The organism is Mycolicibacterium lutetiense (assembly GCF_017876775.1).
GTDB classification, from domain to species: Bacteria; Actinomycetota; Actinomycetes; order Mycobacteriales; family Mycobacteriaceae; genus Mycobacterium; species Mycobacterium lutetiense.
The window spans coordinates 3,499,896-3,525,714 of the sequence record NZ_JAGIOP010000002.1; the positions used below are offsets into that span (position 1 = coordinate 3,499,896).

Genomic DNA, 25,819 nt, shown 5'->3' on the forward strand with positions numbered 1-25,819 from the left:
CAGCGCGATGACGACGCAACCGGCTGACCGGCATGACGAACCGCCGAACCGATTGGCTAGGCGCAAACAGCGGACCCGCGCGGCGCTGATCGCCGCGGCGCAATCGTTCATCGCGGCCGGCAAGCTCAACGCGCCGGTTCTGGAGATCACCCAGGCGGCCGACGTCGGGATGGGGTCGTTCTACAACCACTTCGACAGCAAGGAAGAACTGTTCGACGCGGCCCTCGCCGACGCGCTCGACATGCACGCCGATCTGTTGGACGCGTACACCAAGTCGCTCGACGACCCGGCCGAGGCCTTCGCGTGCAGTTTCCGCTTGACCGGGCGGATGTTCCGTCGACGTCCCCAGGAGTGCCGGGTACTGCTGTCCACCGGACTGTCCCTACTGTCCTCGGACAGGGGCCTGGCACCGCGGGCCCGGCGCGACATCATCGCCGCCGTCGAGGCCGGCCGATTCCACGTCACGGATGTCAACCTGGCACTTGCCATCGTCGGAGGGGCACTCCTCGGGCTGGGCCAACTGCTCAGCGACGAACTGGATCGCGACGACGCGGAGGCCGCGGACACGGTGACGCAGAACCTGCTCGTGCTGCTCGGCATGCCGGCCGACGAGGCCGGCCGGCTCTGCCGGCAACCGCTGCCCGATCTCGGCTAGTTGGATTGCAGCGCTTGGACCGCGGTGCCGAACATGCCCTGTTTGATCGCGCCCAGCGTGCCGGAGTCCTTACCGGCCAGGGGCCGCAGCAGGTTGGTGGCCGCGGAGGTGACCGCACCCTCGCCCGTGGTCGCGTCCACGATTCCGTATGCCTGCGCATCGACACCGCCGAATCGGCGTCCGGTGGTCATCGACGCGACGGCGGCCTGTGGGGTGAGCTTGGCCTGGATCAGCGCGGCCATGCCCGGCGTGAACGGGATCCTGATGTCCACCTCGGGGAAACAGAAGAAGCCACGGTCGTCGCGCATCACCCGGAAATCGTGGGCGATGGCCAGCATCGCACCGGCGCCGAACGCATGGCCAACGACGGCTGCGGCCGTCGGGAGGGGAAACGTCAGCACCCGCGCGAACAGGCCCTGTACTCGGCCGACGTACCAGTCACCCTGATCGCTGTGGGCGCCAAGCCAATCCAGGTCCAGCCCGTTGGAATAGAACTTGCTGTCGGCGGTCGTCACCAGACCCTGTGCGCCCTTGGCCAGTACCGTGTCGAGGTGCGCGTCGACCGTATCTAGGAACTCGGGGGAGAACCGATTCTCATCGTCGCCGAGGTTGAGAATGGCGATGTCACCGTCGTAATCCAGGGTGGCGGTCATGTGATTCCTTTCTTGGTGCCGTGTTTCGGCGCAGGTTTCGGGGCGGGCCCCACAGTCAGCACGGCCGCCACCGCCGCGTTGAGGTGGTGGCGGGCCGTCGGGTCGTCGAGTCGGTTGCGGCGCAGCAGGATTGCTGTCGGCAGGTCCACGATGCACGTCGTCACGGTGTCCACGGCGGCCCGGTCGCGCCGGTCCCAGGTGGCCACCGCGAGTTCGATCATCAAGTCCACCAACTGTTTTTCCAGTTCGTGCGCCTGCTCGGCCAACTCCGCGGGCAGGTCGTTGCCGAGTACCTGCTCGCGTCGGATCTGCAGCAGGAGTCGTGCCGAAGCGGGGTGTCGTTCGGCGAAGATCACCGGCGCGTAGGCGGCCGCAGCGATCGCGTCGCCGCCGTGGTGCTCGGCCTCGACCAGTTCACGCTGCAGTGTCAGGAACCGGCGTCCGGCGCGGAGCCAGACCTGGCCGAGCAGGCCGGACCGCGAACCGAAGGAGTGATACAGCGCGCCGTTGGACAGTCCGACGGCTTCGCTGATCGCCCGGACCGTCACGGATGCCGGTCCGGAGTGCACGGCCAGGGCTTCTGCGGCGTCGAGTACCGAATCCGGATCGTAGAGGCGAGGGCGTGGCACCTCGCCACCCTAACAGAGCAACTGCTCTGTTATCGGGGCCGGTTGACGTTCACTAAGGTGACCCTTAGTTTGTGGGGGTAACTTTCCTGTGGAGGTGGTCGTGGCCGGATCTGGTGTCCCCGCGCGAGTGGGCGGACGCCCGCCTCTCATCGCGGTGTCCGACATCGTCTCCGCGGGGCGTGAGCTCGGGATGCGCAACCTCAGCATCAACGCGGTGGCCGCCCGGCTCGGGGTGTCGGCAACCGCGCTGTACCGCCACATCAGCGGCCGGTGGGAGCTCGAACGCCTGGTCGGGGAGAGTCTGCTCGCCGAACTCGAGCTGGTCGACGACCCGGCGCGGTCGGCCGAAGACCACCTGCGGGCCTTCGGGGTGAGCCTGCACCGCTACGCCCTGGACAATCCCGGGCTGGCCACCTACATGCAGGTGCTGTTCCCGCGTGGGGAGGCCGGCGCTCGGCTGCTGGCCGACGAGATCGCCGCGCTGGGCCGACGCGGCTACACCGCCGAGGGTGCGGCGCTGTTGAGCAGCTCGGTGGCCGTCCTGGCCATCGGACTGGCTGCGCAGCACGAGCTCAAGGCAGAGGCCAGCGGTGGCGACGACGGATTCGTCGTGGAACGTGATGCCGCCGCCGAACGGCTGGCCGGGGACGCGGCACTGGGCCCGGTACACAGCGCGGGCATGCAGCTGAGCAGTCCGCAGTATCTGGAACTTCTGATGAACGCACTGATCCGGGGACTGCTGACGTCCGTGGTTCCCGGCAGGCCGATAAACGACATCATGGCGGATCTGACCGCCGGGGGAGAGAACCGCTGATGGCACGCGGATTTCAGGGAGTGATGATGCGCGGCTTCGGCGCGCGCGATCACCAGGCGACCGTGGTCGAGACCACCTACCTGACGCCGAACCTGCTGCGCCTGCGCCTGGTGTCGCCGACGGTGTTCGAGGACGCAGTGGCCGAGCCGACGTCGTACCTGAGATTCTGGGTTCCGGACCCCGACGGCTCGAAGACCGAGTTCCAGCGGGGCTACACCATGTCCGAAATGGACCCCGCCACCGGTCATTTCGCCGTTGACGTCGTGTTGCATGAACCGTCGGGGCCGGCGTCCAAGTGGGCCAGGGCCGCCGAGCCGGGCGACACCATCCCGGTGATGGCCCTGGGCTCGACGGGATTCACCGTGCCGGACGATCTGCCCGCCGGATACCTGCTGATCGGTGATGCGGCGGCCACGCCGGCCATCAATGGCATCATCAGCGTTCTGCCGCAAGATATTCCGGTCGAGGTCTACCTCGAGCAGCACGACGAGAACGATCTGCTCATCCCGATCGCCGAGCATCCGCGGCTGAGGGTGCACTGGGTCAAGCGCCACGACACCACGTCGCTGGCGGCCGCGATCGAGGCGCGGGACTGGTCGGACTGGTACTGCTGGGTGACGCCGGAGGCCGGCTCGCTCAAGCATCTGCGTACTCGGCTACGGGATGAGTTCGGCTTTCCCAAATCCGAACTGCACGCCCAGGCCTACTGGACCGAGGGCCGGGCGATGGGCACCGATCGCACTGAAGTCGCCGAGCCTGAGCCTGAGCCTGTTGCCGCTCCCGCTCCCACCCCCGCGGCGCCTGCCCGCGGCACCTGGCGGGCGCAGGGCGCGGGCCGCCTGCTGGTCCCGCTGAAAACCCCGCTGATCATCTCGGGCGTACTGCAGGCGCTCATCACCCTGATCCAGCTCGCTCCGTTCGTGCTGCTGGTCGAGTTGGCTCGACTGTTGTTGGCCGGGGCCGAGGAATCCCGGTTGTGGACACTGGGATTGACCGCGGTCTGGCTGCTGGGTGTCGGTGCGCTGTTGGGCGCGGGTCTCACCCTGTGGCTGCATCGCCTCGACGCGCAGTTCGCCCGTGAACTGCGGACCCGGCTGTTGACCAAGATGTCGCGGCTACCGCTGGGCTGGTTCACCGCACGGGGGTCGGGCTCGATCAAGCAACTCGTGCAAGACGACACCCTGTCGCTGCACTATCTGGTCACCCACGCCATCCCGGATGCCGTCGCCGCAGTGATCGCCCCGGTGGCGGTGCTGGTCTACCTGTTCACCGTCGACTGGCGGCTGGCCCTGGTCCTGTTCATCCCGGTGCTCACCTACCTGGTGCTGATGTCGCTGATGACCATCCAGTCCGGCGCCAAGATCGGTCAGGCGCAACGCTGGGCCGACCGGATGAGCGGCGAGGCAGGCGCCTACCTCGAAGGCCAGCCCGTCGTCCGGGTGTTCGGCGGTGCTGCATCGTCGAGTTTCCGTCGCCGCCTCGATGAGTACATCGGTTTCCTGGTCGACTGGCAGCGGCCCTTCACCGGCAAGAAGTCGCTGATGGACCTGGTGACCCGGCCCGGTACTTTCCTGTGGCTGATTGCGGCCGTCGGTACCCCGATGATCATCGGCGGCTCGATGGATCCGGTTGACCTGCTGCCGTTCCTGTTGCTGGGGACCACGTTCGGGGTCCGGCTGTTGGGAGTGGGCTACGGGCTCGGTGGAATCCGTGGCGGCATGCTGGCCGCGCGTCGCATCCAGAACGCGCTGGACGAGGCAGACCTGGCGCTCCTCGAGCACCAGGGCGAACCGGGTGCCCCGGACGCCGTCGTGTTCGACGGGGTGACCTTCGGCTACCGGCCGAGCGTCCCGGTGATCAAGGACGTGTCGTTGACCCTGCGCCCGGGAACCGTGACCGCCCTGGTCGGCCCGTCGGGATCGGGAAAGTCCACGCTCGCCGCGCTTCTGGCGCGCTTCCACGATGTCGACTCGGGCTCGATCCGGTTGGACGGCAAAGATATTCGATCGCTGTCGGCCGACGAGCTGTACCGCCGCGTCGGTTTCGTGCTGCAGGAGACCCAGTTGGTGGCAGGCACCGTCGCCGAGAACATCGCGCTGGCCGACCCGGAAGCCGACCCGGCACGGATCGAACAGGCCGCGCGCGACGCCCAGATCCACGATCGGATACTGCGGCTACCCGAGGGCTATCAGACCGTGCTCGGCGCGTCGTCGTCATTGTCCGGCGGTGAACGGCAGCGGCTCACCATCGCCAGGGCCATCCTGGCCGACACCCCGGTGCTGATCCTGGACGAGGCCACGGCCTTCGCCGATCCGGAATCGGAATACCTGGTGCAGCAGGCACTCAACCGGCTCACCAAGGACCGGACAGTGCTGGTGATCGCGCACCGGCTACACACCATCACCCACGCCGACCAGATCGTGGTCCTCGACGGCGGACACATCGCCGAAACCGGCACGCATGAAGAACTGCTGGCCGGTGTGAATGGAAAAGCCGGGCGCTACCACCAACTCTGGCAGACCGGACAGTCACTGCACCCCGGCGACACCGTCACCGCAGGAGAAGCTCGATGATCCGCACCCTGATCGCCCTCATCCCGGCTGACCGTCGCGGCCGGGTCGGCATCTACGCCGCGCTCACGCTGATCTCGGTGGTGATCCGCGCAGCGGGCGCCGTGTTGCTGATTCCACTGGTGGCAGCGTTGTTCAGCGATGCGCCGCGCGACGCCCTGCCCTGGCTCGGCTGGCTCACCGCCGCCACCGTCATCGGCTGGATCGTCGACACCGCGACCTCGCGGCTCGGATTCGACCTCGGTTTCGCCCTGCTGGACCACACCCAGCACGACGTGGCCGACCGGCTGCCCGGCATCCGGATGGACTGGCTGGGTGGCGACAGCGGTGCCAACACTGCCAATGCCCGCCAGGCGATCGCCGCCACCGGGCCGGAGCTGGTCGGGTTGGTGGTCAACCTGCTGACCCCCTTGATCGGGGCGATTCTGCTGCCGGCAGCCATTGCGGTTGCGCTGCTGTTCATCTCGATCCCGCTCGGGTTGGCCGCGCTGGCCGGCGTGGTGATCCTGCTCGGGGCGTTCTGGGCCTCGGGCCGGCTGAGCCGCAAGGCCGACACGGTGGCCGATGCGACGAACCGGGCGTTCACCGAACGCATCATCGAGTTCGCCCGCACCCAGCAGGCGCTGCGCGCGGCCCGGCGGGTCGAGCCGGCCCGCAGCATGGTCGGCGACGCACTGGCCGCACAGCACGGGGCGAGCATGCGCCTGCTGCTGATGCAGGTGCCGGGACAGCTGTTGTTCAGCCTGGCCAGTCAGCTGGCCCTGCTGATCCTGGCCGGGATGGCCACCTTCCTGACGGTGCGTGGAGGTCTCGGTGTGCCCGAGGCGATCGCGATGATCGTCGTCGCGGCGCGCTACCTCGAGCCGTTCACCTCACTGTCGGAGCTGGCCCCGGCGATCGAAACCACTAGGGCCTCCCTCGGCCGCATCCGCGCGGTTCTTGACGCCCCGGTGATGGCCACCGGCACAGCCACATTGGCTGCGGACACCGCGCCCCGGATCGAATTCGATCGGGTGAGTTTCGGTTACGGAACCACCCCGGTGTTGGAGGACGTCAGCTTCGTCCTGGAGCCCGGCGGCACCACCGCGATCGTCGGGCCGTCCGGCTCGGGAAAGAGCACCATCCTGTCGCTCATCGCGGGGCTGCACCATCCCAGCACGGGCCGGGTGTTGATCGATGGTGTCGACACCGCCCAGATGGATGCCGAAACACGCAGGGCGGCAACGAGTGTGGTGTTCCAGCATCCCTATCTGTTCGACGGGACGATCCGGGACAACATCCTGGTCGGCGACCCGGCCGCCGATGCCGGGCAACTCGCCACCGCATCGCGACTGGCTCGCGTGGACGAGTTGACCGCGCGGTTGCCCGACGGTGACGGCGCGAAGGTCGGTGAAGCCGGGACGGCACTGTCCGGTGGCGAGCGGCAGCGGGTCAGTATCGCCCGGGCCCTGGTCAAGCCGGCGCCCGTGCTGTTGGTGGACGAGGCGACCAGTGCGCTGGACACCGAGAACGAGGCCGCGGTGGTCGATGCCCTGACCGCCGAAGAGCGTTCGCGGACCCGGGTGATCGTTGCGCACCGGCTGGCCAGCATCCGGCACGCGGACCGGGTGCTGTTCCTCGACGGCGGAAAGGTCGTCGAGGACGGCAGCATCGACGAATTGCTGGCCGCACGCGGACGTTTTGACGAGTTCTGGAACCAGCAGCGCGAGGCCGCCGATTGGCAGATCACGCACTAGCCATTTTCGTGATCGGCGGGCCGGTTGGGCGTTGCTAGGGTCGGAGGGTGAATTATCCTCAGCCTGGTTTCCGTGCGGGGCCGTTCCAAATGCGTTGGTGGCACTGGCTTATCATGGTGGCCGCGGGCGGCCTGGTTTCCGGACTGGCGTGGCTGGGTGCGAGCTTTGTCGTCAAGGGGTCCGGGGGGCTGACGTCGCCGGTCAGCTATGCCGGCGACGTCGGAGTGCCCGGGCAGGTGTCGTTGCCGCCGTTGCGAGAGCGACCGGTACCGGGCTGGCGCATGGACCTCAAGGCCGTGCTGGCTGACATCAACCGACCGCACGTGGAGCATGTCGGTGATGTCGGTGACCATGCCTACTTCACCGTGACCGGCAGCGTCGGGACCACCGGTCAACGCAGTGCGTGGCTGCTGGGTGTTGATGTGGTGCAAGGTGTTCCGTTGTTCACCCCGGTGAGCATCGAGCACCCGGTGGAGGTCAGCTGTCTACTGAACGGTACCGCCAGGGTGCTGTGCCTCAACAGGGATTACGGCGACGCGCCGGGTGAAGCCTTAGTGCTGGACGCGCAAACCGGTGCGGTCCTCTCCCGCACGGTGAGCACTCTGCAGGTCAACGGTTTCGGTGACGAAGCCAAGGTGGTGCAGGTCGGTTCCTATGCGGTCGCCTATGAACCAGGGGTCGGCTGGCGCGGTATCGACGATCAAGCTCAGTTCACCTGGACGGTCCAGGGCGTCGAAGGCGACCTCAAGGTGTTGAAACACCAACCCGGTATGCCGGCGAGCGACATCGCGGTGGCCAAGGTCGGCAAGGACCGCAGCGTGGCGTTCTCGGCCGTCGACGGCACGGTACTGAAGACGAGCGGCGAGTTGGTGCCGGTGGTCGGCGGTTTCGTCGACCGGGAACGCAAGAGCGGCAGCCGCTACAGGTCGACGACGTTCACGTTCTTCGATGACAGCGGGAATCAAGTGGGCCGCTATGACAATCAGGCCGGCAGTCCTGATCTCTTCAGGCCCGGCCTGACGAGCACCGAGCTCCCGGTGTTGTCGCTGGTGTCGAGCGATCAGCTGCTGGTGTTGGACAACCGCGGCACGCCGATGACGGTCGTCGGCCTCGGCTCCGAAGGGTTTCCGTACACGATCGGGTTCTCCGGCGGCAGCATGTTCACCATGCGCAGTGACTGGAGCGCAGCCGACCTGTCGACGGTGATCGTCGAGAAGTTCGATCTCCGCGGCGGCAATCGGGTGTCGTCGTGTACGGGCCTTCCGATGGAGGAGGACAAGTTCATCGGTTCAGACGGAACGGTGGTGGTCGCGCCGCAGGCAGACGTCGGCGAAGATGAGGCACCCACGGTCGGGTTCGATCTCGATACCTGCTCAGTGCTCTGGAAGATCCCGGAACCAGGGCCGATGTGGACGGTCGGGTCGACGTTGGTGCAGGCGCGGCCCGGGTCCGGTGAGCTGATCTCACTGGTGCCGCCCGCGCGCTAGCCGACGTACTAGCCGATCGGATAGTTGAACCGAACCTACTGTAACCATTACAGTTAGACGTCCCGGAAAGATGTCGGGGCAGGTTGCCTATCCGGCCGGAGGTCATGTTGACGACGTCGCAGGTGGTTTTCGACCCGTTCTCGGCGGACTTCTTCAACGGTCCGTACGAGACGTATCGGCGGATGCGCGAAGAAGCCCCGGTCTACTACAGCGCCGAGTACGACTTCTACGCGCTGACCAGGCACGTCGACGTGGCGGCTGCGTTCAAGGACTTCGAGACGTACTCGTCGGCCTACGGGGTCGATCTGGCCATGGTCCGCACCGGGCAGAAGGTCCCCGCGAAGATGATCATCTCGATGGACCCGCCCGAGCACCGGCACATGCGCAGCCTGGTCAACAAGGTGTTCACGCCGAGGGCGATCGGTGCGTTGCAGGGCATGGTGTCCGAGCAGATCGACCGCTACTTCGAGGCCGTCGATCCGCTGGAATTCGATGTGGTCTCCGACTTCTCGGCGTACTTCCCGGTCGAGGTCATCACAACGATGCTCGGAGTTCCCGCGGAACTGCGCCAGCAGGTGCGGCTGTGGATCGACGAGCAACTCCACCGCGAGCCGGGGCAGATCGAGGTGTCCGAAGCCGGTGTCGAGGCGATGGCCCAGACCTGGCTGATGTACTACGACCTGATCAAACAGCGCCGTGCCGCACCGCAGGACGACATGATCAGCCGGTTGATCTCCGCCGAAATCGAGCGTGAGGACGGCGAGGTCACCCGGCTGCGCAACTCCGAGATCGCCGGATTCGCCACCCTTCTCGGCGGTGCCGGCGCCGAGACGGTGACCAAGCTGGTCGGCGCGGCCGTGGTGATGTTCGGCCGCCACCCCGAACAATGGCAGCGGCTGCGCGAGGACCGCAGCAAGATCCCGGCCGCGATCGAGGAACTGCTGCGCTACGAAGCCCCGGCCCAGTACAACGTTCGACGCTCACAGCGTGAGATCCACCTGCACGGTGTGACGATTCCCGAGGGCAAGCCGGTGTTCCTGGTCGGTGGCTCGGCGAACCGTGACCCCGATGCGTGGACGGACCCCGACACCTTCGACATCGACCGGGACCGTACCGAAGCCCAGAACCTCGGATTCGGATACGGGATCCACAGTTGCCTCGGCGCGGCGCTGGCCCGATTGGAGTGCACCATCGCCCTGGACAAGCTCCTGGACTTCATGCCCCACTACGAGGTGGCCTGGGATCGCTGCGAACGCGTCAGCATGCAGAACGTCGCGGGATGGGCCCACGTCCCGGTGCGGGTGCTGCGATGAAGGGTGAAAAGAGCAGCGGCGCAGCCGGATACCGCATGTACGTTATTGCCCGAGACGCTGCGGATCTGACCGCCAACGCCGGCGGACTGATCGTCGACCGGATGATGAGTGGTTGGCGGGTCAGTGTGCAGCTTTCGCTGGAAGGCGACGCCCGCCCGGTCCAGATCCTCGGCGCCGAGCTCGTCGATGCGGCGACCCCGCCGGGGCTTCCGGACGAGGAGCAGTGCATCCTGGTCATGAGTGCCGACGAATATGCCCGGGCGATTTCGGGGGACGGTCAACAGCTCCCCGCGGGGTGCGCCGAGGTGCTGGTCTGGGGGGAGTCGCCGGATCCCAGCCACCTGTTCGGGCACACCCTGAGCGCGGCCGCGCAGTCGTTCAAAACCCTGGCCGTCGCGGCCGCTCATCTCACCGTCAACGAGGTGGCCGTCTCTGAGGTCTTCACGTCACTGAAGCACCACATCGTTGACTCTGCGCTGAGGGCGGTTATTACTTGAACTTTCGCGCCCTCAGCGCAGACTCGACGACAAACCGTCAGGCCTGCGTGAGCTGCTTCTGCTCGTAGAGGCGGGCCCACTCCGCGCGCGGACGGATCGAGGTGTCGACGTCGGTGGCCTTGGCGCGCAAGGCGCCGACGTTGGCCTGGTCCCGCGGGGTCAACTTGAACGGATCCCAGCTGAAGAACCGCGCCGAGTTCTCCCAGGTGATCTTGTTGATGTCGGAATCGCTTGCGCCGGCGGCATTCAGCTCGGCCAACACCTGCTCGGGCGCATCGGGCCAGAAGCAGTCGCTGTGCGGGTAGTCGCACTCCCAGGCGATGATGTCGATGCCGATCTCATGGCGCAGTTTCAGCGAGGTCTTGTCGGTGACGTAGCAGGCCAGCGAGTGCTCGCGGAACACGTCGGAGGGCAGCTTGTCGCCGAAGTCGCGGCGTAGCCACTTCTGGTTGGTGTAGTGGCGGTCGCTGCGGTCCAGATAGAAGGGGATCCAACCGATTCCACCCTCGGAGAAGGCGAACTTCAGGTCCGGGTAGTTGCGCATCGCCGGTCCCCACAGCAGATCCTGCGCACACATCGCGGAGATCTGGGTGGCCAGGATGATCAGATTGTCGATCGGTGCGTTGGGCGCCATGCTGATCGCGCCGAAGCCGGTGCCGATGTGCAGGCACATCACGACGTTCTCCTCCGAGAGCGTGCGGAATACCGGGCCCCAGTAGTCCTCGTCGTGGTAACTCGGCAGACCCTCGAGGTGTGGCAGTTCGGGCATCGTCACCGCGCGGCAGCCCTTGGCGGCCACCCGACGGATCTCGGCGCACATGGCTTCGGGGCTCCAGGTCGGCAGGATGGCGATCGGGATGAACCGTCCGGGCGCCGAACCTGCCCACTCGTCGATGTGCCAATCGTTGTAGGCCGACACCATCACCAGCGTGACGTCTTCACGCGTCATGTTCAGGTGGCGCGCGGAGAACCCGGTGAAGGTCGGGAAGCACATCGAGGCCAGGATTCCGTTGCGGTTCATGTCGCGGACCCGCTCGTGTACGTCGTACACACCGGGACGCATTTCGGCGAACCCCGCCGGATCGCGACCCCACTCCTCGGCCGGCCAGGACACCACGGCATTCAGGCCGGACACGCCCTGCGGGCGGCCCTGATACATCCACTGATCGACACCCTTGTCGTCGGTCACCACGATGGGTGCCTCGGGCTTGTACTTCGCCGGGACATGGTTGAGGAACATGTCCGGCGGCTCGACGACGTGGTCGTCGATGCTGATGAGGATCAGGTCGTCGGTCTGCATGATTCAAGTAGTACCCTCGGACAGCGTGACCGTCTCTGCACTTTCGGACAGAGGTTTAACCCAATCGGCCAACATGCCCCGGCCGGTCATCGAATTGCGCCGCGGCGGGCACGCGCCGGCCGGCAGCTACCTGTACGAAGGCGACGGGCTGATCACCGGTTGGCACTCCCACGAGGTCCACCAGATCGAGTACGCCCTGCATGGCGTGGTCGAGGTGGAGACCGACGCCGCGCACTACCTGCTCCCGCCGCAGCAGGCCGCGTGGATTCCGGCAGGCCTGCAACACCAGGCGGTGATGAACCCCGACGTCAAGACCGTCGCGGTGATGTTCGATCCGCAGTGGATCGCCGACCCGGGGGACCGGGCCCGGATCATCGCGGTGTCCCCGCTCATCCGCGAGATGATGATCTACGGGTTGCGCTGGCCGGTCGACCGCGCGCACGGCGACGACACGTCCGACACGTTCTTCCGAACCCTGGCGCACCTGGTGGCCGATGCGCTCGACCACGAGGCGCCGCTGAGCCTGCCGACCAGCGACCACCCGATCGTCGTCGCCGCACTGGCCTACACCAAGGAGCACCTCGCCTCGGTGGCAGCCGAGGATGTCAGCCGGGCGGTGGCCGTGTCCGAGCGGACGCTGCGCCGCCTGTTTGCCGAGACGATCGGAATATCTTGGCGGACATACCTTCTGCATGCTCGGATGCTGCGGGCCATGGCGCTGCTGGCCGGGCCGGATCAGTCGGTGCAGGCGACCGCGACGGCCGTCGGATTCGAGAATCTCAGTTCGTTCACCCGATGCTTCAGTCAGTTCTGCGGAGAGACTCCGTCGGCGTACCGGAGTCGTGCGCGTGAGGACCACTAGGGACGGCCAGCGGCCGTAGCGGCGGCGTACCCGCTAAGCCCGGCAGCTGAGTTCCATGCTGTCGCTGTCGCGGGCCAGGAAGTTCACGCTGACATAGCCATTCGCGGAGTCCCGCACGTGGTCGAGGTACGGCTGGGTGTCGTCCATCGACGTGTTGTCGGCGATCAGCAGTGCGCCGGTGGCCAGCCGGGGCTCGATCAGCTTGAGCACCGGCAGGTAGAGCTCCTTCCACCCGTCGAGCAGCACGAATCCGACCTCGCCCGGCACGGACCCCAACGTCTCCAGCGCGTCGCCTTCGAGGACGGTGATGACATCGTCCAGACCGGTTTCGGCGAATGTCTGCTTGGCAGCGGCGATCTTGGTGGTGCTGAGTTCGGTGGTGAAGACCCGCCCGGTTCCGTTGTCGCGCACCGCCGATGCCAGGTGCAGTGCCGAGAGTCCGAACGACATTCCGAACTCGACGACGACGGCCGGCCTGGTGGCCCGAACCAGGGAGTACAGCAGTCGGCCGGCCTCGCGGGTCACCGGCATGTAGATGTCGCTCAGGGCATCCGCGCGTTCCTGCGCGTTGGCCTTGGACAGATCGGCGAACCTGCGGGATCCGTCCTCACGCATCTTCTTGAACTGATCGTCGGAGGCGGCGTACATCCGGTCCAGCGCGCCGGCGACCTGAGCGTCGTCGAGGGTAGTCACACCAACGAACCTACGCCGAAGGGTGAATGATGGCAGGCGTGCGAAAACTACGTGCAGTCCCGTTACTGGCCGCATTCGTTCTTGTTCTCGCCACGCTGCTGGCCCCGACCGCAGCGGCAGGCGGCTACCGCTCCATCACCCTGACCTTCGTCCGTCACGCCCAGTCCGCGGGTAACGCCTCCGGCCTCATCGACAGCTCAACTCCGGGCCCCTCGCTCACCGATCTGGGCCGGACACAGGCCGTCGCGAGCGCGCAGCGGCTGTCGCCCCACCATTACGACGGCATCTTCGCCTCGACGATGGTCCGGACCCAGCAGACCGCTCAGCCCATGGCCGAGACCCTCCACGAACCGGTCACCGTGCTGCCAGGGCTCCACGAGGTCGAGGCAGGCGTCTACGAGGGCCAGCCCGAGGCGAGCGCCGTCCAGACGTACTTCGCGGCGCCGGAGCAGTGGTTGCGTGGGGATCGCAGCGCCCGGATACCCGGTTCGATCGACGGCAACGAGTTCGACGCCCGGTTCGACCAAGCGGTGCAGCAGATCTACGACAGCGGCGACGACAATCCCGTCGCGTACTCACACGGCGCGGCGATCATGTTGTGGGTCCAGATGAACGTCGACAATCCCAATCCTCAACTGCTGATGCAGCACCCGCTCGACAACACGGGCTATGTCGTCGTCGAGGGCAATCCGACCGACGGCTGGACGCTGACCGACTGGGACGGCGCCGGGAGCTAGCCCTCGATGTGATCCGCCGGCCATAAACTGCCGGAATGCGGTGCCCGTCACGTCTGGCTCGAACCGTGGTCGGGCGCGGATACTGTGTGCCAAGGCAAGCGGCGATGGGAGCGTGGCCATGAGGTTTCTGTCATGAGGTTTCGGTTGTTGCCCTTCGTGACCGTCGAGGTCGACGACCGGGTCCGACTGCGGGCGCGTGGTGCCGGTGAACGGCTGCGGGTCAACCTCCGGGCCTACCTGCGCAGCGCCGCCGACGAGGTCGAGACCGCCAGCGGCCGGGTTCGCGACCTGTGCGACACCGCGGTGAACCGCGTCGACCATGCGGTGGCCAGCGTCAACGACAAGATCGCGCCCGCCCCGCCGACCGATCCGGCGGACTCAGCCGACCAGCCACCGAAGCGGCACCTGCAGGTCGTCTAGCCCCGATCGGCGCGACAACCGTCAGCGCTCTACGGTTGAAGGGCACTGGCCTTCTCCCCCGGAGGGGCCGACACACCGGCCCGGGAGGGGTTGACGACGCTTGCTCGGCAACGGTCTTGCGGTGCTGTTCGCCTTGTGCGCAGCGGTTTTCGCAGCTGTCGGCATTGTCGTTCGGCAGCGCGCCACCATGGACGTTCCGCCCGAGAAGGGCGTCAGTACCGTCATGCTGCGCACATTGCTGCGCCGCAAGCTGTGGTGGGCGGGAACCGCGTCCGCGGTGGCCGGGTACGTGTTCCAGGCGCTGGCACTCGGGTTCGGTTCACTGCTGCTCGTCCAACCGGTGCTGGTGTCGGCACTGTTGTTCGCGCTCCCGCTCAGCGCCCGCCTGGCCCACCGGAAGGTCAGCCGCGCCGAATGGGCCTGGGCCCTGCTGCTGACCGGGGCGTTGACCGTGTTCGTCGCGCTGGCCAGGGCCAGCACCGGGACTTACGGGGTATCTGTGGCCACCACGGTCACCGTCGTCGTGGTGTGCGCGGCGGCCGTCGGCCTGTGTGTCCTGGCCGCCACGCGGAGCACCGACTGGCGCCGCGCGGTGCTGTTGGCGCTGGCGGTCGGCGTGATGTTCGGTGTGGTCGCCGTGCTGACCAAGATCGTGATGCACACGATCGTCGTGGACGGTGTGCTCGCCGTGCTGACCACGCCGGCCCTGTATCTGGTGGTGACTCTCGGGGTGATCGCGACGCTGCTTCAGCAGTCGGCATTTCACGCCGGATCGCTGCAGACCTCGGTGCCGACCATGCTGGTCCTCGAGCCCGTCGTCGCGGTGGTGCTCGGCTCCATCGTGCTGGGCGAGCACCTGTCGGTCACCGGCTGGGAGCCGGTCGCACTTTCGGTCGCCATCGGGGCGATGGCCGCAGCCACCATCGCACTGGGCCGTGACGAGGGCGCCTACGAGGAGAAGCTCGAGGCCGAACTGGAAGTCACGACCGCTAGGGATTGATCGTGTTCTCGCCGACCTGGCGGCCCCACACGTACTCGGCCACGAGCGGTTGGCCCATCTCCAGGTGGTTGTAGGGCGTGACGGCTGCACCGACGTCGAGCACCAGATACGGGGCCGGCCAGAGATCCTTGGTGATCGGCTGCCAGCAACCGGGCCGGCCCTCGGGCCCGCCGGTGGCGTTCACCCTGGGCAGGTTGTCGGGGTAGACCCAGGGGTTGCCGACGCCGACAAGGAAGTTCTGCAGCTCGAACGCGTAGCCGTTGCGGGTCTGTTGGGCGAACTTCGGGGCGGCCTCGGCGTAGGTGTGGATCATGCAGTACAAGGCCGGGCTGTTTCGATCGAGCATCGCGCTCACCGGCAGCAGGTCCTGGGCTCCGCGGACCAGGTACGGGCCGCCGCGCTCGAAGATGTCGCCACCGGTGTTGCCGAAGCCGACCGCGGCGACCAGGGCCTGGTCCAGGTTGCCGCGCTGTTCGTTGAGGGTGCGGGCGGTGGTGACGGCGTTGGTCAGGCCGTCGAACAGATCCGGGCCGGCGTTGGCGTAGACCTCGCCGAGGTCGGCCAGGCCGGCGATGTCGCGGCGGATCTGAGGCATCCGCGGGTTGAGGTCGGCCAGGATGTCGTTGCCGTTGACGATCGACTGGCCGAACTTGTCACCCAATCCGTCGAGCGCCTGCGCGGTCGCGGTCAGGGTTTCGTTGAGCTTGATCGGGTCGATCTGTTCGGAGATCGCGGTGATCGTCTCGAATAGTGTGTTGAACTCTGTCGTCACACCGTTGGCGCGGATCGGCGTCTCCGGAGAGAGCCGCTGCGGCGACGGATTCTCCGGTGCGATGAACGAGATGTACTTGTTGCCGAACACCGTGGTGGCCTTCAGTTCGGCGGTCACGTTCTCCGGGATCAGCTTCATGTACTTGGGCTTGATGTCCAGGGTCAGTTTGGCCTGCTGGTCACCGTCGATTTCGGCCACGTCCACGGCGGTCAACCGGCCGATGGGCACGCCGTTGAAGGTGACCTTCGAGCCGGGGTCCATCGACAGACCCGACCGGTTGGACAGTACAGTGACCTGCGTCTTTTCCTCGAATGCCCCACGGAACTGCATCCACGTCAGCGTCAGCACCGCGACCAGCAGGATGACCATGCCTGCGCACGCGGACTTGTACGGCGGGTCGTACCGCCAGTGTTTGAACCGCTTTTCGAAGCGGTCCCGTACCGACACGGTGGATGAGGCCACGTGCAAACCTCCGACATATTGACGCAGCCAGCTAGTGAGTAAGCAAACTGTCGCAAACAAGCAGAGACAACTGCAACTGCGAACCCCCCAGTGCGGCGAACATCAAATTGCCAATACTGGGAGATCCATGTCACAGACTAAGCGCTGATCAGGTGTTGCGACCGCCATTCACACCAACGATCTGGCCCGTGATGTAGCCCGCCTCGTCCGAAATCAGGAACGAACATGTGGCAGCAATGTCCTCTGGCCGCCCGATTCGGCGTACCGGCGTGGCGTCGATCGTGTGTTGAATGTCGCCGAGTTCGCCCCGGGATTCGGCGGCGCGCAGCATCGGGGTGTCGATGAAACCCGGCGGTACGGCGTTGACGGTGATCCCGGCGGGACCCAGTTCCAGGGCCAGCGACTTGGTCAGCCCGTTCACCGCCGACTTGGCCGCCACATAGTCCGACATGTACGGCACGCCGGAGTGCGTGCTCGACGAGGAAATGTTGACGATGCGACCCCAGCCTGCGGTGATCATGTCGGGCAGGGCGGCCTGCACGACGTGGAACACGCCGTTGAGGTTGACGTCGACGACCTTCTGCCAACGCTCGAAGGTGAGCTCGGTGAACGGCGTGAAATCGCTGAGACCAGCCGAGTTCACCAGGATCGTGACGGGGCCCAACTGCTCGCGGACCGCTTTGAACACCGCATCGACCTGGGCCCGATCGGTGACGTCGGCGGCGTAGGAGTGCTCGTCGTCAGTCGAATTGAGGTCAAGGGTAGCGACCCGGTATCCGTCGGCGGCCAACCGTTCGGCGATCGCCCTGCCGATTCCGGATGCCCCGCCGGTCACCAGTGCTGTCTTGACTGTCATCTCATTCCCTTTCGGTAATAGGCTGAATTGCAAAGGATTTCGTCAGCGCCGTAGCGCGCGCAGGCCGAGCGTCCGCCGGGCCGATTCGGTGAGATGGCGGTACAACTGCTCATCGGTCAGCCCCGCCGAGGCGACGCCCGCGCCCCCGGCGATCCCGGAGAACACCATCGCGGCCTTGACCAGGCCTGCCGGCCCCGGGTCGACATCGGCAAGCAGTGCCATCTGGCGGTCGATCACGTTTTCCCACTCGGGCCGGGTGCGCAGTGCCTCGTCCACGCTCGGGTCGCCGGCCAGCACCGAGACCAGGGCCCGGTTGTGGACGGCGAGTTCGGCGTAGCCGCGCACCATGTGGTCGGCCCGGGTGTGTGCGCCGCGGTGCTTCTCGGCTTCGTCGACGATCCGTCTCATCTGCTGCAGTACCGGGTCCAGAGCGGCGGTCAGCAGCTGTTCACGGGTGCGGAAGTGGTAGTAGATGGCGGCCTTGGTGAAGCCCAGCTCATCGGCGATCATCTGCAGCGATGTGCCCGCGAAGCCGTGTCGGGTGAACAGCCGGACCGACGCCTCGACGAGGCGTGCTCGGGTGGTGTTCACGCCGGCCGGTTCGGCCGTGGCGGTGTCCATCGGTGCGTCCTCTCGTGTGCGCTGCGGCGGAATCTCCTTTACGATCGTAAAGGAGATTACTAGTCGATCGTAAAGTAGGGGTACCGCATGTTGACGCCGTTGCCGGCCGAGGACTGGGACGATCAGGCGCGCGAGGCGTTGGCCTCCACCGTGCCGCCGGAGCGTCGCCGCCCGGACAAGGCGGGCAACGCGTTGTCGACGCTGGTGCGCCACCCCGGGTTGGCCGGGGCGTTCCTGCCGTTCAACACCTACCTGCAGAAGGGATCCACGCTGCCCGAACGCATCCGCGAGTTGGTGATCCTGCGTACCGCCTTCCACCACGGATGTGTGTATGAGTGGGGCCACCACAGCGCGATGGCGCGCCAGGTGGGGTTGACCGAGGCCGATGTCGAAGCAGCGCAAAGTGGCTCGGCGGCAGACGAATTCGACCAGGCCGTGCTCGACGCAGTCGACGAACTGCACAGTGGGTCGAAGATGTCGGCTGCGGTCTGGGAACGCTTGGGGCAGCGGCTGGACGAGCGTCAGCGGATGGATCTGATGTTCACCTTCGGCGGCTACAGCACGCTGGCCTTCGCGCTGAACACCTTCGACGTCCAACTGGAAGACGGCGCAGGCAGCGACGAGTTCTACGCCTCACTCGCGAACTGAAAGCCGACTACGCGGTGCGGCGTACCCGTGCTGCGGCCGATTCGGGCATCGGCTCGTAGCGGGCGAACTGCCGGGTGAACGCGCCGGCGCCGTGTGAGAGTGACCGCAGGTCGATCGCGTACCGGACCAGTTCGACCGCGGGAATTTCCGCCTTCACCACGGTCTTGGCCTCGTCGGCCTTGTCGGTGCCGAGCACCCGTCCACGCCGACTCGCCAGATCGCTCATCACCGGGCCGACCAGATCGTCGGGCACCACCACGGTCACCTCGTCGATCGGCTCGAGCAGGTTCACCCCGGCAGCCGCAGCGGCCTCCCGCAATGCCAACCCGCCGGCCATCTGGAAGGCGAAGTCCGACGAGTCGACGCTGTGCGCCTTGCCGTCGACCAGCGTCACCCGGACGTCGACGACGGGATACCCGACCTCTGACCCGACACCCTTCTCCATCTGGGCCCGCACCCCTTTCTCGACGCTCGGGATGAACTGGCGCGGTACGGATCCGCCGACCACTTTGTCGACGAATTCGAATCCGGTGCCCTCCGGTAGCGGCTCGACCTCGATGTCGCAGACTGCGTACTGTCCGTGCCCGCCGGACTGTTTGACGTGCCTGCCGTGTCCTTTTGCCTTGCCGCCGAGCGTTTCCCGCAGGGGCACCCGCAGCTCTACGGTGTCCACCGACACCCCGTAGCGCCGCGACAAGGCGTCGAGCACCACTGCGGCGTGCGCCTCGCCCATGCACCACAGCACGACCTGATGGGTTTCGGGATTCTGCTCGATGCGCAGTGTGGGATCCTCGGCGGCCAGCCGCTGCAACCCGACCGAGAGTTTGTCCTCGTCGGTCTTGGCATGGGGCTGCACCGCGATCGGCAGCAGCGGGTCGGGCATCGTCCACGGGCGCAGCACCAGCGGATCGGCCTTGTCGCTCAGGGTGTCACCGGTTTCGGCGCGGCTGAGCCGCCCGATCGCGCAGATGTCGCCGGCCACCACCGACGGTGCCGGACGCTGCTGCTTGCCCAGCGGGAAGGACAGGGTGCCGATGCGCTCGTCCTCGTCATGATCGGCGTGGCCGTGGGATCCCTCGGGCGCCACGGATCCGTTGAAGGCAGAAAAATGGCCCGACACATGCACGGTGGCGTCGGGCCTGATGGTGCCGGAGAACACCCGGACCAGACTGACCCTGCCGACATAGGGATCCGACGTCGTCTTCACCACCTCGGCCAATAGCGGCCCGGACGGATCGCAGGCCATCGGCTTGCGGGCAGTGCCACTGGCCGCGAACACCTCCGGCAGGCGGTGCTCGGGAGGTGACGGGAAGCCGCGGGTCGCGATCTCGAGCATCTCCAGCGTGCCGACCCCGGACCCGCTGCACACCGGGATCACCGGGAAGAACGAGCCGCGGGCCACGGCCTTCTCCAGATCGGCGATCAACACGGCCTCGTCGATTTCCTCGCCGCCGAGGTAGCGCTCCATCAGCGTCTCGTCCTCGGACTCCTCGATGATGCCCTCGATCAGGGAGCCGCGGAGCTCGGCGATCTCGTCGTCGTAGGCGCCGTCGGGCGGACGGGTGGTGCGGGTGCCGTCGCTGTAGCAGTAGTACGTGCGGGTGAGCAGACCGATGACGCCCTCCCCGGCGGGGAAGTACAGGGGCGCCACCTTGTCCCCGAAGGCTTGTTGGGCACCGGCCAGTGCATGGGCGTAGTTGGCGCGGGCGTGATCGAGCTTGGTGATCACCACCGCCCGCGGCATCCCCACCGCCGCACATTCCTGCCACAACGCCTTCGTCGGCTCGTCGATGTCCTCGTTGGCCGCGATCACGAACAGCGCGCAATCGGCGGCCCGTAACCCGGCGCGCAGCTCGCCGACGAAATCGGCGTATCCGGGGGTGTCGATCAGATTGACCTTGATCCCGTTGTGCTGCAACGGGGCCAGCGCCAGTCCGACCGAGCGCTGCTGGCCGATCTCGGCCTCGTCGAAATCGCAAACCGTCGACCCGTCGACCACCGAACCCGCGCGGGTCAGCACACCGGCGGCAACCAGCAGGGCCTCCACGAGGGTGGTCTTGCCGCCACCCGACGGGCCGACGAGCGCGACGTTGCGAATGGCGGCGGGGCTGTCCGCGGTGGGAACAGCCCCGTTGCCGGCCGAATGCGTCTTGTCCGCCATGGCACTCCTCCTGGTGTCCCCGGGGGCGCCCCGCTGGACCTGCTCTCCACCATTCCCCGATGTGATCTGGAGCACAAGGTCTGCGCAGGTGCGCGGACGACGTCAGGGCGGTGTCACACCTGCCAGGACGACCAGCGCGTGACCTCGACGGTGACAACCGGACCGTTCAGCGCAATCCGCTCGTACTGCGGGTATTTGGCGCGCAAAAGCCCGTAGCCCGTGGCCATCTGGTCGCCGCCGTGATGAACCGTCGCCAGTCCGTCGGCACGGACCCACCAGAGGTGCTCCCACTCGTCGGTGTAATGGTCGACCAGCAGGCTGACCCGGCTGTCGCCTTCGATGTTGGCCAGCCGACGCAACCGGTGGGTGGACTTGGGTTTGGCGTCGACCGCGGAGTAGATGGTGTAGCCCTCGGCCGAGCGATGCACCGCGAAGACCACCGGGACCAGGTGGGGTGCGCCGTCCGGTCTCAGTGTCGCCAGGACGGCGGTGGGTGCAGTGGCGAATCGCGTTGCGGCATCGAGATCGGCCATCACTCCAGACTAAGTGGATGACACCGGCAACGTCTCAGGGCGGCGGTACATCGCCGGGCAGCGCACCGTCAACCGTGGGTGGCAGCTCCATGCGCTCGTCGTAGATCGGGTCTTCGCCCTCATCCGGTGGTATGGGCCGGGTCGGCATGACGATCGTGGGCCGGTAGTCCTCTGGCGGATTCTCGACGCGCGCGACGCAGCCCACGCCGTAGGAGGTGTTGGCAGGCACTCCGGCGTTGTCGACACAGCAGGTCGTGGCGACGGAGTCGATGTTCTGGTCGGGACCGGGTGCCGCCGCCGCGGTACACGTCTCATAGCCCTGCACGTCGAAGGAGGCCGAGGCGGGTGCGATCGCCCACTGAGCTGCGGCGCCGATGACGACGAAGGTGGCAGCTGTGGCGAGCGGACGCCGCCGACGTGCGAGGCTCGTGCGGATGGGCGTCATGGGCGCCAACCCTAGTCAGCCGGTATCGGCATCGTCCACAGTCGGGCGGCCCGCGATGCGTCTCGCGTGCGGTGAGGCCGCGATAGGGTGCCGGTGCGCGCGCATGGTGACCGACGGAGGGTTGGGTAATGATCACGTCCCGGATCGTGACGGCATCGGCGGCTCTGGCCGCCTCGGCCCTCGTCGCTGTGGGTCTGGCGGCGTGCGCGCCGCCACAGAAGGGCGCTGCCGGCGGGGACACGGATACCGGCGTCAAGGTCGCCGAGGCCAAGTCTGCGGCCGACTTCGGCGGGATGGACAAGCTCATCGCGGCGGCCAAGGCCGAAGGTGAACTCAATGTGATTGCGCTGCCCCCGGATTGGGCCAACTACGGCGCCATCATCAAGGCCTTCTCGGAGAAGTACGGCATCAAGGTGAACTCGGCGCTACCCGACGGTTCCAGTCAGGAAGAGATCAACGCGGCCAACCAGCAGAAGGGCAAGGGCACTGCGCCCGACGTGTTCGATCTGGGGCAGTCGGTCGCGCTCGCGAATGTGTCGATGTTTGCCCCATACAAGGTGGCCACGTTCGATGACATCCCGGAGATGCTCAAGGACCCGGCAGGCACCTGGGTCAACGACTACGGCGGCTTCATGTCGATCGGCTTCGATTCGACGAAGGTTCCACCGATGACGTCCGTCGAGGACCTGCTCAAACCCGAATACCACGGAAAGGTCGCGCTGAACGGGGACCCGACCCAGGCCGGTGCCGCGTTCGCCGGGGTGCTGATGGCGGCGGTGGCTCAGGGCGGGTCGGCCGATGACATCGCCCCCGGAGTCGCCTTCTTCGAAAAGCTCAACGAGGCAGGCAACTTCCTGCCACTCGACCCGACCCCGGCCACCATCGAATCGGGACAGACGCCGGTGGTGATCGACTGGAACTACCTCAACGGCACCGAGAGCCAGAAGGTCCCCGGCTGGCAGGTGATGGTGCCCCACGAGGCCCTGGTCGCCGGGTACTACTACCAGGCGATCAGCAAGGATGCACCGCATCCGGCGGCGGCCCGGCTGTGGCAGGAATTCCTGTTCAGCGACGAAGGCCAGAACCTGTACGCCCAGGGCGGGGTCCGCCCGGTGCGCGCCGACAAGATGATCCTGGCCGGGACCGCCGACCGCGCGGCGTTCGGTCAGTTGCCTCCCATCGACGGCCCGGTGACCGTCGCGAGCCAGGCCCAAACCGACGTAGCCAACAAGTATCTGGCCGACAACTGGGCCAAGGCGATCGGCTAGGTACCGAATGCCGGGTAGTACTTCTCGCCGGGATCTACGCGCGGACATCCGTGACGCGCTGCCATTGCTGCCGTTCGTGGCGGTGGTGACGGTGTTCCTGATCGTGCCGACGGTGACGGTGATCGTGATGGCGTTCTTCGCCGACGGGTCCTTCTCTTTCGGCCGCATCGCAGCGCTGTTCTCCGGCACCGCACTGACGGCTCTCGCCAAAAGTATTGTGCTGTCGGCCAGTACCGCACTCATCGGGGCGGTGCTGGGTGCGGTGCTGGCCTGGTTGATCGTCAGCAGTGCACCGACGTCGATGCTTCGGCGCACGGTGCTGGCTCTGTGCAGTGTGCTGGCTCAGTTCGGCGGTGTGGCACTGGCCTTCGCATTTCTGGCCACCATCGGGCTCAACGGCGTGCTGACGCTGTGGGTGAAGGAGAACCTCGGCTGGGACCTGGTCGGCTCCGGCTGGTTGTACGGACTCGGTGGGTTGATAGTGGTTTACAGCTACTTCCAGATCCCGCTGATGGTGATCGTCTTTCTGCCCGCCCTCGAGGGGTTGCGTGAGCAGTGGCGCGAGGCGGCCGTGAGCCTCGGCGCATCACGGTGGCAGTACCTGCGGGAGGTCGCGATGCCGCTGCTGACCCCGGCGTTCTGGGGGGCGGCGTTGTTGTTGTTCGCCAATGCGTTTGCCGCCTACGCCACCGCGGCCGCACTGGTCAGTCAGGGCAGTCCGATCGTGCCGCTGTTGATCCGGGCCGCACTCACCAGTGAGGTCGTGCTGGGTCAGTCCGGCTTCGCCTACGCGCTGGCGTGCGAGATGATCGTGGTGGTGGCCGTCGTGATGATCGCCTACAACGCCCTGGTGCGCCGCACGGCGAGGTGGCTCAAATGAACCGCGTTGCCCGCGTGGCGCTCTGGGTGGCGTTCGGCCTGTTCTTCCTGTTTCCCCTGTATGCGATGGCGGACTTCTCCACCCGGAACCTGTTCGCCGGCGGGCGCACCGGCGAGGCCTGGCGCAACCTGGTGGCCGACGAGGCCCTGTATCACTCCATTCTGATTTCACTGCTGCTCGCGGTGTTCACCGTCATCGCGATGCTGGTGCTGCTGGTGCCGACGATGATCTGGGTGCGCGTGCGGGTCCGCTGGGCGGCACCGTTGGTGGAGTTTCTGTGCCTGCTGCCGTTGACGATCCCGCCCCTGGTGATCGTGGTGGGCCTGCGCAACGTGTACCTCTGGGTCACGTACCTTCTCGGCGAGACGGCGCTCACCCTGACGTTCGCCTACGTGGTGCTGGTACTGCCGTTCGCCTACCGGGCAATAGATTCCGCGTTGTCGGCGATTGACCTGCAAACCTTGTCGGAGGCTGCCCGGTCGTTGGGGGCCGGTTGGTTGTCGACGATCACCCGGGTGATCGTGCCCAACATCTGGTCGGGGATCTTGTCCGCGGCCTTCATTTCCATCGCGGTGGTGCTCGGTGAATACACCATCGCCTCGCTGATCGGCTTCGAGACGCTCCCGGTCCAGATCGTGGCGATCGGTAAGAGCGACGGCGCGACGTCGGTGGCGGCCTCGTTGGCCACCCTGTTGCTCGGATTCGCGCTGTTGTTGGTCTTGGCCGCGCTCACGCGGGGTCGCCGCCGGACGTTGGGAGTTCAGACATGAGTCTCGGGGCCGGTGTGCGGGTTGAACTTCGTGACCTCACCCGCACGTACGGCAGCGTCCACGCCCTCGACGGGCTGAGCCTGTCCATCGAGCCGGGGGAGTTGGTGGCGCTGCTCGGGCCGTCTGGCTGCGGCAAAACCACTGCGCTGCGCATCCTGGCCGGTCTGGAGGAGGCCAGCTCGGGCACCGTGCTTGCCGGTGGCCGTGACATCAGCTCGGTGCCTGCCAACAAGCGGGACATGGGCATGGTGTTCCAGGCGTACAGCCTGTTCCCGCACCTGACCGTGCTGGACAATGTCGCGTTCGGTTTGAAGATGCGTGGAAATACCAAGCGGGAGAGGATTTTTCGAGCCGCAGACATGCTCGATCTGGTCGGCTTGTCGGCGCACAAGGGCAAATACGCCCACGAGTTGTCCGGCGGGGAACAGCAGCGGGTGGCGCTGGCCCGGGCACTGGCGATCGAGCCGAGGGTGCTGCTGCTCGATGAGCCGCTGTCGGCACTCGATGCCAAGGTCCGTTCCCAATTGCGTGACGAGATCCGGCGGGTGCAGCTCGAAGTCGGCATCACGACGTTGTTCGTGACGCACGACCAGGAGGAGGCGCTGGCGGTTGCGGACCGGGTCGGGGTGATGAGTCACGGCAAACTCGAGCAGCTCGCCACGCCTGCCGTGCTCTACGCCCGCCCGTCGACGCCGTTCGTTGCCGAGTTCGTCGGCTGGCACAACAAGGTGCGCGCGCGGGTGTCGGGTGGACGGGCCAGATTGCTGGGCGCCGAGTTGCCGACCCTGCCCGGTTCGATCACCGCGGGAGCGGGTACCGCGATGCTGCGTCCGGAAGCGATTCGGGTGCGTGCGGATCCGAACGGGCCGGCGGTGGTGGAATCCGTGGCGTTCCTGGGCCCGACATCCCATGTGTACATGTCACTGCCCGACGGCTCGCTGATCCACGCGCAGCTGCCCAGCTCCCGGGCGCGCACCTTCCAGCCCGGCGTGGTGGTCAGCCTCGCGTTGGAGCGGACCCCGGTGCTGGTGATCTAG

26 protein-coding genes are annotated in these 25,819 nt (G+C 66.7%); 16 read left to right on the forward strand and 10 right to left on the reverse strand.

The features are described 5' to 3' along the window. Window positions 1-7 precede the first annotated feature (7 nt). A complete protein-coding gene (locus JOF57_RS26135; protein ID WP_209921942.1) occupies window positions 8-655 on the forward strand; it encodes a TetR/AcrR family transcriptional regulator in 648 nt (215 codons plus the stop codon). Here the strand turns inward: JOF57_RS26135 and JOF57_RS26140 are convergent. Together JOF57_RS26140 and JOF57_RS26145 are read right to left on the reverse strand one after the other, a co-directional pair. Next, entirely contained in the window at window positions 652-1,308 is a 657-nt protein-coding gene (locus JOF57_RS26140) for an enoyl-CoA hydratase-related protein (protein WP_163666369.1), read from the reverse strand. The genes JOF57_RS26135 and JOF57_RS26140 overlap by 4 nt on opposite strands. Then, on the reverse strand, window positions 1,305-1,937 hold the full coding sequence (locus tag JOF57_RS26145; RefSeq protein ID WP_163666371.1) for a TetR/AcrR family transcriptional regulator: 633 nt from the start codon (window positions 1,935-1,937) through the stop codon (window positions 1,305-1,307). The genes JOF57_RS26140 and JOF57_RS26145 overlap by 4 nt, the downstream gene beginning before the upstream one ends. A gap of 100 nt (window positions 1,938-2,037) precedes the next feature. On the opposite strand from JOF57_RS26145, the gene JOF57_RS26150 reads away from it, so the two are divergent. The 6 genes from JOF57_RS26150 to JOF57_RS26175 all read left to right on the forward strand — a co-directional run bounded on the left by JOF57_RS26150 (window position 2,038) and on the right by JOF57_RS26175 (window position 10,354). Next, window positions 2,038-2,751, forward strand: coding sequence for a TetR/AcrR family transcriptional regulator (locus JOF57_RS26150; RefSeq protein ID WP_209921944.1), 714 nt, complete (start codon window positions 2,038-2,040; stop codon window positions 2,749-2,751). Beyond that, entirely contained in the window at window positions 2,751-5,324 is a 2,574-nt protein-coding gene (locus JOF57_RS26155) for an ABC transporter ATP-binding protein/permease (protein ID WP_209921946.1), read from the forward strand. Before JOF57_RS26150 ends, JOF57_RS26155 begins: the two co-directional genes overlap by 1 nt. After that, window positions 5,321-7,057, forward strand: coding sequence for an ABC transporter ATP-binding protein (locus JOF57_RS26160; protein ID WP_209921948.1), 1,737 nt, complete (start codon window positions 5,321-5,323; stop codon window positions 7,055-7,057). Before JOF57_RS26155 ends, JOF57_RS26160 begins: the two co-directional genes overlap by 4 nt. A 113-nt stretch (window positions 7,058-7,170) precedes the next feature. After that, window positions 7,171-8,544, forward strand: a complete 1,374-nt coding sequence (locus JOF57_RS26165; RefSeq protein ID WP_209921950.1) for a 9-bladed beta-propeller domain-containing protein — start codon at window positions 7,171-7,173, stop codon at window positions 8,542-8,544. A 104-nt stretch (window positions 8,545-8,648) separates the two neighbouring features. Further along, window positions 8,649-9,857: a cytochrome P450 gene (locus JOF57_RS26170; protein ID WP_407666607.1), complete on the forward strand. Its 1,209-nt coding sequence runs from the start codon at window positions 8,649-8,651 to the stop codon at window positions 9,855-9,857. After that, window positions 9,854-10,354, forward strand: a complete 501-nt coding sequence (locus JOF57_RS26175) for a hypothetical protein (protein ID WP_209921954.1) — start codon at window positions 9,854-9,856, stop codon at window positions 10,352-10,354. The genes JOF57_RS26170 and JOF57_RS26175 overlap by 4 nt, the downstream gene beginning before the upstream one ends. A 37-nt stretch (window positions 10,355-10,391) precedes the next feature. Here JOF57_RS26175 and JOF57_RS26180 read toward each other — a convergent pair whose 3' ends face one another. Beyond that, window positions 10,392-11,654, reverse strand: a complete 1,263-nt coding sequence (locus JOF57_RS26180; protein ID WP_209921956.1) for an amidohydrolase family protein — start codon at window positions 11,652-11,654, stop codon at window positions 10,392-10,394. A gap of 25 nt (window positions 11,655-11,679) precedes the next feature. Here JOF57_RS26180 and JOF57_RS26185 point away from each other — a divergent pair, with 25 nt between their 5' ends. Next, window positions 11,680-12,516, forward strand: coding sequence for an AraC family transcriptional regulator (locus JOF57_RS26185; protein ID WP_209921958.1), 837 nt, complete (start codon window positions 11,680-11,682; stop codon window positions 12,514-12,516). A gap of 33 nt (window positions 12,517-12,549) precedes the next feature. On the opposite strand, the gene JOF57_RS26190 is transcribed toward JOF57_RS26185, so the two are convergent. Then, window positions 12,550-13,131: an O-methyltransferase gene (locus JOF57_RS26190; protein WP_407666651.1), complete on the reverse strand. Its 582-nt coding sequence runs from the start codon at window positions 13,129-13,131 to the stop codon at window positions 12,550-12,552. Between the two features lie 107 nt (window positions 13,132-13,238). Between JOF57_RS26190 and JOF57_RS26195 the strand changes: the two genes are divergently transcribed. The 3 genes from JOF57_RS26195 to JOF57_RS26205 all read left to right on the forward strand — a co-directional run bounded on the left by JOF57_RS26195 (window position 13,239) and on the right by JOF57_RS26205 (window position 15,366). Continuing rightward, a complete protein-coding gene (locus tag JOF57_RS26195) occupies window positions 13,239-13,946 on the forward strand; it encodes a histidine phosphatase family protein (protein ID WP_209921960.1) in 708 nt (235 codons plus the stop codon). A 132-nt stretch (window positions 13,947-14,078) separates the two neighbouring features. Next, window positions 14,079-14,366 carry a hypothetical protein gene (locus JOF57_RS26200; protein WP_209921962.1) on the forward strand — a complete coding sequence of 96 codons (288 nt, stop codon included), beginning with the start codon at window positions 14,079-14,081 and terminating at the stop codon, window positions 14,364-14,366. A 100-nt stretch (window positions 14,367-14,466) separates the two neighbouring features. Beyond that, complete coding sequence (locus tag JOF57_RS26205) at window positions 14,467-15,366, forward strand: DMT family transporter (RefSeq protein WP_209921964.1); 900 nt, start codon at window positions 14,467-14,469, stop codon at window positions 15,364-15,366. Here the strand turns inward: JOF57_RS26205 and JOF57_RS26210 are convergent. The 3 genes from JOF57_RS26210 to JOF57_RS26220 all read right to left on the reverse strand — a co-directional run bounded on the left by JOF57_RS26210 (window position 15,356) and on the right by JOF57_RS26220 (window position 18,077). After that, complete coding sequence (locus JOF57_RS26210; RefSeq protein WP_209923749.1) at window positions 15,356-16,507, reverse strand: MCE family protein; 1,152 nt, start codon at window positions 16,505-16,507, stop codon at window positions 15,356-15,358. The genes JOF57_RS26205 and JOF57_RS26210 overlap by 11 nt on opposite strands. Window positions 16,508-16,748: 241 nt before the next feature. Then, the gene (locus JOF57_RS26215) at window positions 16,749-17,456 is read right to left on the reverse strand and encodes an SDR family NAD(P)-dependent oxidoreductase (RefSeq protein WP_209921966.1); all 708 of its coding nucleotides are present in this window, start codon (window positions 17,454-17,456) and stop codon (window positions 16,749-16,751) included. A gap of 42 nt (window positions 17,457-17,498) precedes the next feature. Then, window positions 17,499-18,077: a TetR/AcrR family transcriptional regulator gene (locus JOF57_RS26220; RefSeq protein ID WP_209921968.1), complete on the reverse strand. Its 579-nt coding sequence runs from the start codon at window positions 18,075-18,077 to the stop codon at window positions 17,499-17,501. Between the two features lie 87 nt (window positions 18,078-18,164). Here JOF57_RS26220 and JOF57_RS26225 point away from each other — a divergent pair, with 87 nt between their 5' ends. Then, entirely contained in the window at window positions 18,165-18,725 is a 561-nt protein-coding gene (locus JOF57_RS26225) for a carboxymuconolactone decarboxylase family protein (protein ID WP_209921970.1), read from the forward strand. Between the two features lie 7 nt (window positions 18,726-18,732). Here the strand turns inward: JOF57_RS26225 and JOF57_RS26230 are convergent, their stop codons facing one another. From JOF57_RS26230 to JOF57_RS26240, 3 genes are all read right to left on the reverse strand, one after another. Further along, entirely contained in the window at window positions 18,733-20,886 is a 2,154-nt protein-coding gene (locus tag JOF57_RS26230; RefSeq protein ID WP_209921971.1) for an elongation factor G-like protein EF-G2, read from the reverse strand. A 113-nt stretch (window positions 20,887-20,999) separates the two neighbouring features. Beyond that, entirely contained in the window at window positions 21,000-21,419 is a 420-nt protein-coding gene (locus tag JOF57_RS26235; RefSeq protein ID WP_209921973.1) for a TIGR03668 family PPOX class F420-dependent oxidoreductase, read from the reverse strand. A 34-nt stretch (window positions 21,420-21,453) separates the two neighbouring features. Continuing rightward, window positions 21,454-21,864: a hypothetical protein gene (locus tag JOF57_RS26240; RefSeq protein WP_209921975.1), complete on the reverse strand. Its 411-nt coding sequence runs from the start codon at window positions 21,862-21,864 to the stop codon at window positions 21,454-21,456. Between the two features lie 128 nt (window positions 21,865-21,992). Between JOF57_RS26240 and JOF57_RS26245 the strand changes: the two genes are divergently transcribed. The 4 genes from JOF57_RS26245 to JOF57_RS26260 are packed head-to-tail and all read left to right on the forward strand — an operon-like array spanning window position 21,993 to window position 25,819. Further along, window positions 21,993-23,132 (forward strand): ABC transporter substrate-binding protein, encoded by a 1,140-nt coding sequence (locus JOF57_RS26245; RefSeq protein WP_209921977.1) that lies wholly within the window; start codon window positions 21,993-21,995, stop codon window positions 23,130-23,132. A gap of 7 nt (window positions 23,133-23,139) precedes the next feature. Beyond that, window positions 23,140-24,012 (forward strand): ABC transporter permease, encoded by an 873-nt coding sequence (locus JOF57_RS26250; protein WP_209921979.1) that lies wholly within the window; start codon window positions 23,140-23,142, stop codon window positions 24,010-24,012. Continuing rightward, window positions 24,009-24,782 carry an ABC transporter permease gene (locus JOF57_RS26255; RefSeq protein ID WP_209921980.1) on the forward strand — a complete coding sequence of 258 codons (774 nt, stop codon included), beginning with the start codon at window positions 24,009-24,011 and terminating at the stop codon, window positions 24,780-24,782. The genes JOF57_RS26250 and JOF57_RS26255 overlap by 4 nt, the downstream gene beginning before the upstream one ends. Next, window positions 24,779-25,819 carry an ABC transporter ATP-binding protein gene (locus tag JOF57_RS26260; RefSeq protein WP_209921982.1) on the forward strand — a complete coding sequence of 347 codons (1,041 nt, stop codon included), beginning with the start codon at window positions 24,779-24,781 and terminating at the stop codon, window positions 25,817-25,819. The genes JOF57_RS26255 and JOF57_RS26260 overlap by 4 nt, the downstream gene beginning before the upstream one ends.

What these genes read in the sequence shown, in the direction of transcription:
- JOF57_RS26230 (WP_209921971.1), bottom strand. Translation starts at nt 20,886, where the DNA reads ATGGCGGACAAGACGCATTCGGCCGGCAACGGGGCTGTTCCCACCGCG.
- JOF57_RS26260 (WP_209921982.1), top strand. Translation starts at nt 24,779, where the DNA reads ATGAGTCTCGGGGCCGGTGTGCGGGTTGAACTTCGTGACCTCACCCGC.
- JOF57_RS26160 (WP_209921948.1), top strand. Translation starts at nt 5,321, where the DNA reads ATGATCCGCACCCTGATCGCCCTCATCCCGGCTGACCGTCGCGGCCGG.
- JOF57_RS26165 (WP_209921950.1), top strand. Translation starts at nt 7,171, where the DNA reads ATGGTGGCCGCGGGCGGCCTGGTTTCCGGACTGGCGTGGCTGGGTGCG.
- JOF57_RS26190 (WP_407666651.1), bottom strand. Translation starts at nt 13,131, where the DNA reads ATGCGTGAGGACGGATCCCGCAGGTTCGCCGATCTGTCCAAGGCCAAC.
- JOF57_RS26245 (WP_209921977.1), top strand. Translation starts at nt 21,993, where the DNA reads ATGATCACGTCCCGGATCGTGACGGCATCGGCGGCTCTGGCCGCCTCG.
- JOF57_RS26155 (WP_209921946.1), top strand. Translation starts at nt 2,751, where the DNA reads ATGGCACGCGGATTTCAGGGAGTGATGATGCGCGGCTTCGGCGCGCGC.
- JOF57_RS26140 (WP_163666369.1), bottom strand. Translation starts at nt 1,308, where the DNA reads ATGACCGCCACCCTGGATTACGACGGTGACATCGCCATTCTCAACCTC.
- JOF57_RS26235 (WP_209921973.1), bottom strand. Translation starts at nt 21,419, where the DNA reads ATGGCCGATCTCGATGCCGCAACGCGATTCGCCACTGCACCCACCGCC.
- JOF57_RS26255 (WP_209921980.1), top strand. Translation starts at nt 24,009, where the DNA reads ATGAACCGCGTTGCCCGCGTGGCGCTCTGGGTGGCGTTCGGCCTGTTC.
- JOF57_RS26250 (WP_209921979.1), top strand. Translation starts at nt 23,140, where the DNA reads ATGCCGGGTAGTACTTCTCGCCGGGATCTACGCGCGGACATCCGTGAC.
- JOF57_RS26225 (WP_209921970.1), top strand. Translation starts at nt 18,165, where the DNA reads ATGTTGACGCCGTTGCCGGCCGAGGACTGGGACGATCAGGCGCGCGAG.
- JOF57_RS26195 (WP_209921960.1), top strand. Translation starts at nt 13,239, where the DNA reads ATGGCAGGCGTGCGAAAACTACGTGCAGTCCCGTTACTGGCCGCATTC.
- JOF57_RS26200 (WP_209921962.1), top strand. Translation starts at nt 14,079, where the DNA reads ATGAGGTTTCGGTTGTTGCCCTTCGTGACCGTCGAGGTCGACGACCGG.
- JOF57_RS26210 (WP_209923749.1), bottom strand. Translation starts at nt 16,507, where the DNA reads ATGGTCATCCTGCTGGTCGCGGTGCTGACGCTGACGTGGATGCAGTTC.
- JOF57_RS26220 (WP_209921968.1), bottom strand. Translation starts at nt 18,077, where the DNA reads ATGGACACCGCCACGGCCGAACCGGCCGGCGTGAACACCACCCGAGCA.
- JOF57_RS26175 (WP_209921954.1), top strand. Translation starts at nt 9,854, where the DNA reads ATGAAGGGTGAAAAGAGCAGCGGCGCAGCCGGATACCGCATGTACGTT.
- JOF57_RS26215 (WP_209921966.1), bottom strand. Translation starts at nt 17,456, where the DNA reads ATGACAGTCAAGACAGCACTGGTGACCGGCGGGGCATCCGGAATCGGC.
- JOF57_RS26180 (WP_209921956.1), bottom strand. Translation starts at nt 11,654, where the DNA reads ATGCAGACCGACGACCTGATCCTCATCAGCATCGACGACCACGTCGTC.
- JOF57_RS26240 (WP_209921975.1), bottom strand. Translation starts at nt 21,864, where the DNA reads ATGACGCCCATCCGCACGAGCCTCGCACGTCGGCGGCGTCCGCTCGCC.
- JOF57_RS26135 (WP_209921942.1), top strand. Translation starts at nt 8, where the DNA reads ATGACGACGCAACCGGCTGACCGGCATGACGAACCGCCGAACCGATTG.
- JOF57_RS26170 (WP_407666607.1), top strand. Translation starts at nt 8,649, where the DNA reads ATGTTGACGACGTCGCAGGTGGTTTTCGACCCGTTCTCGGCGGACTTC.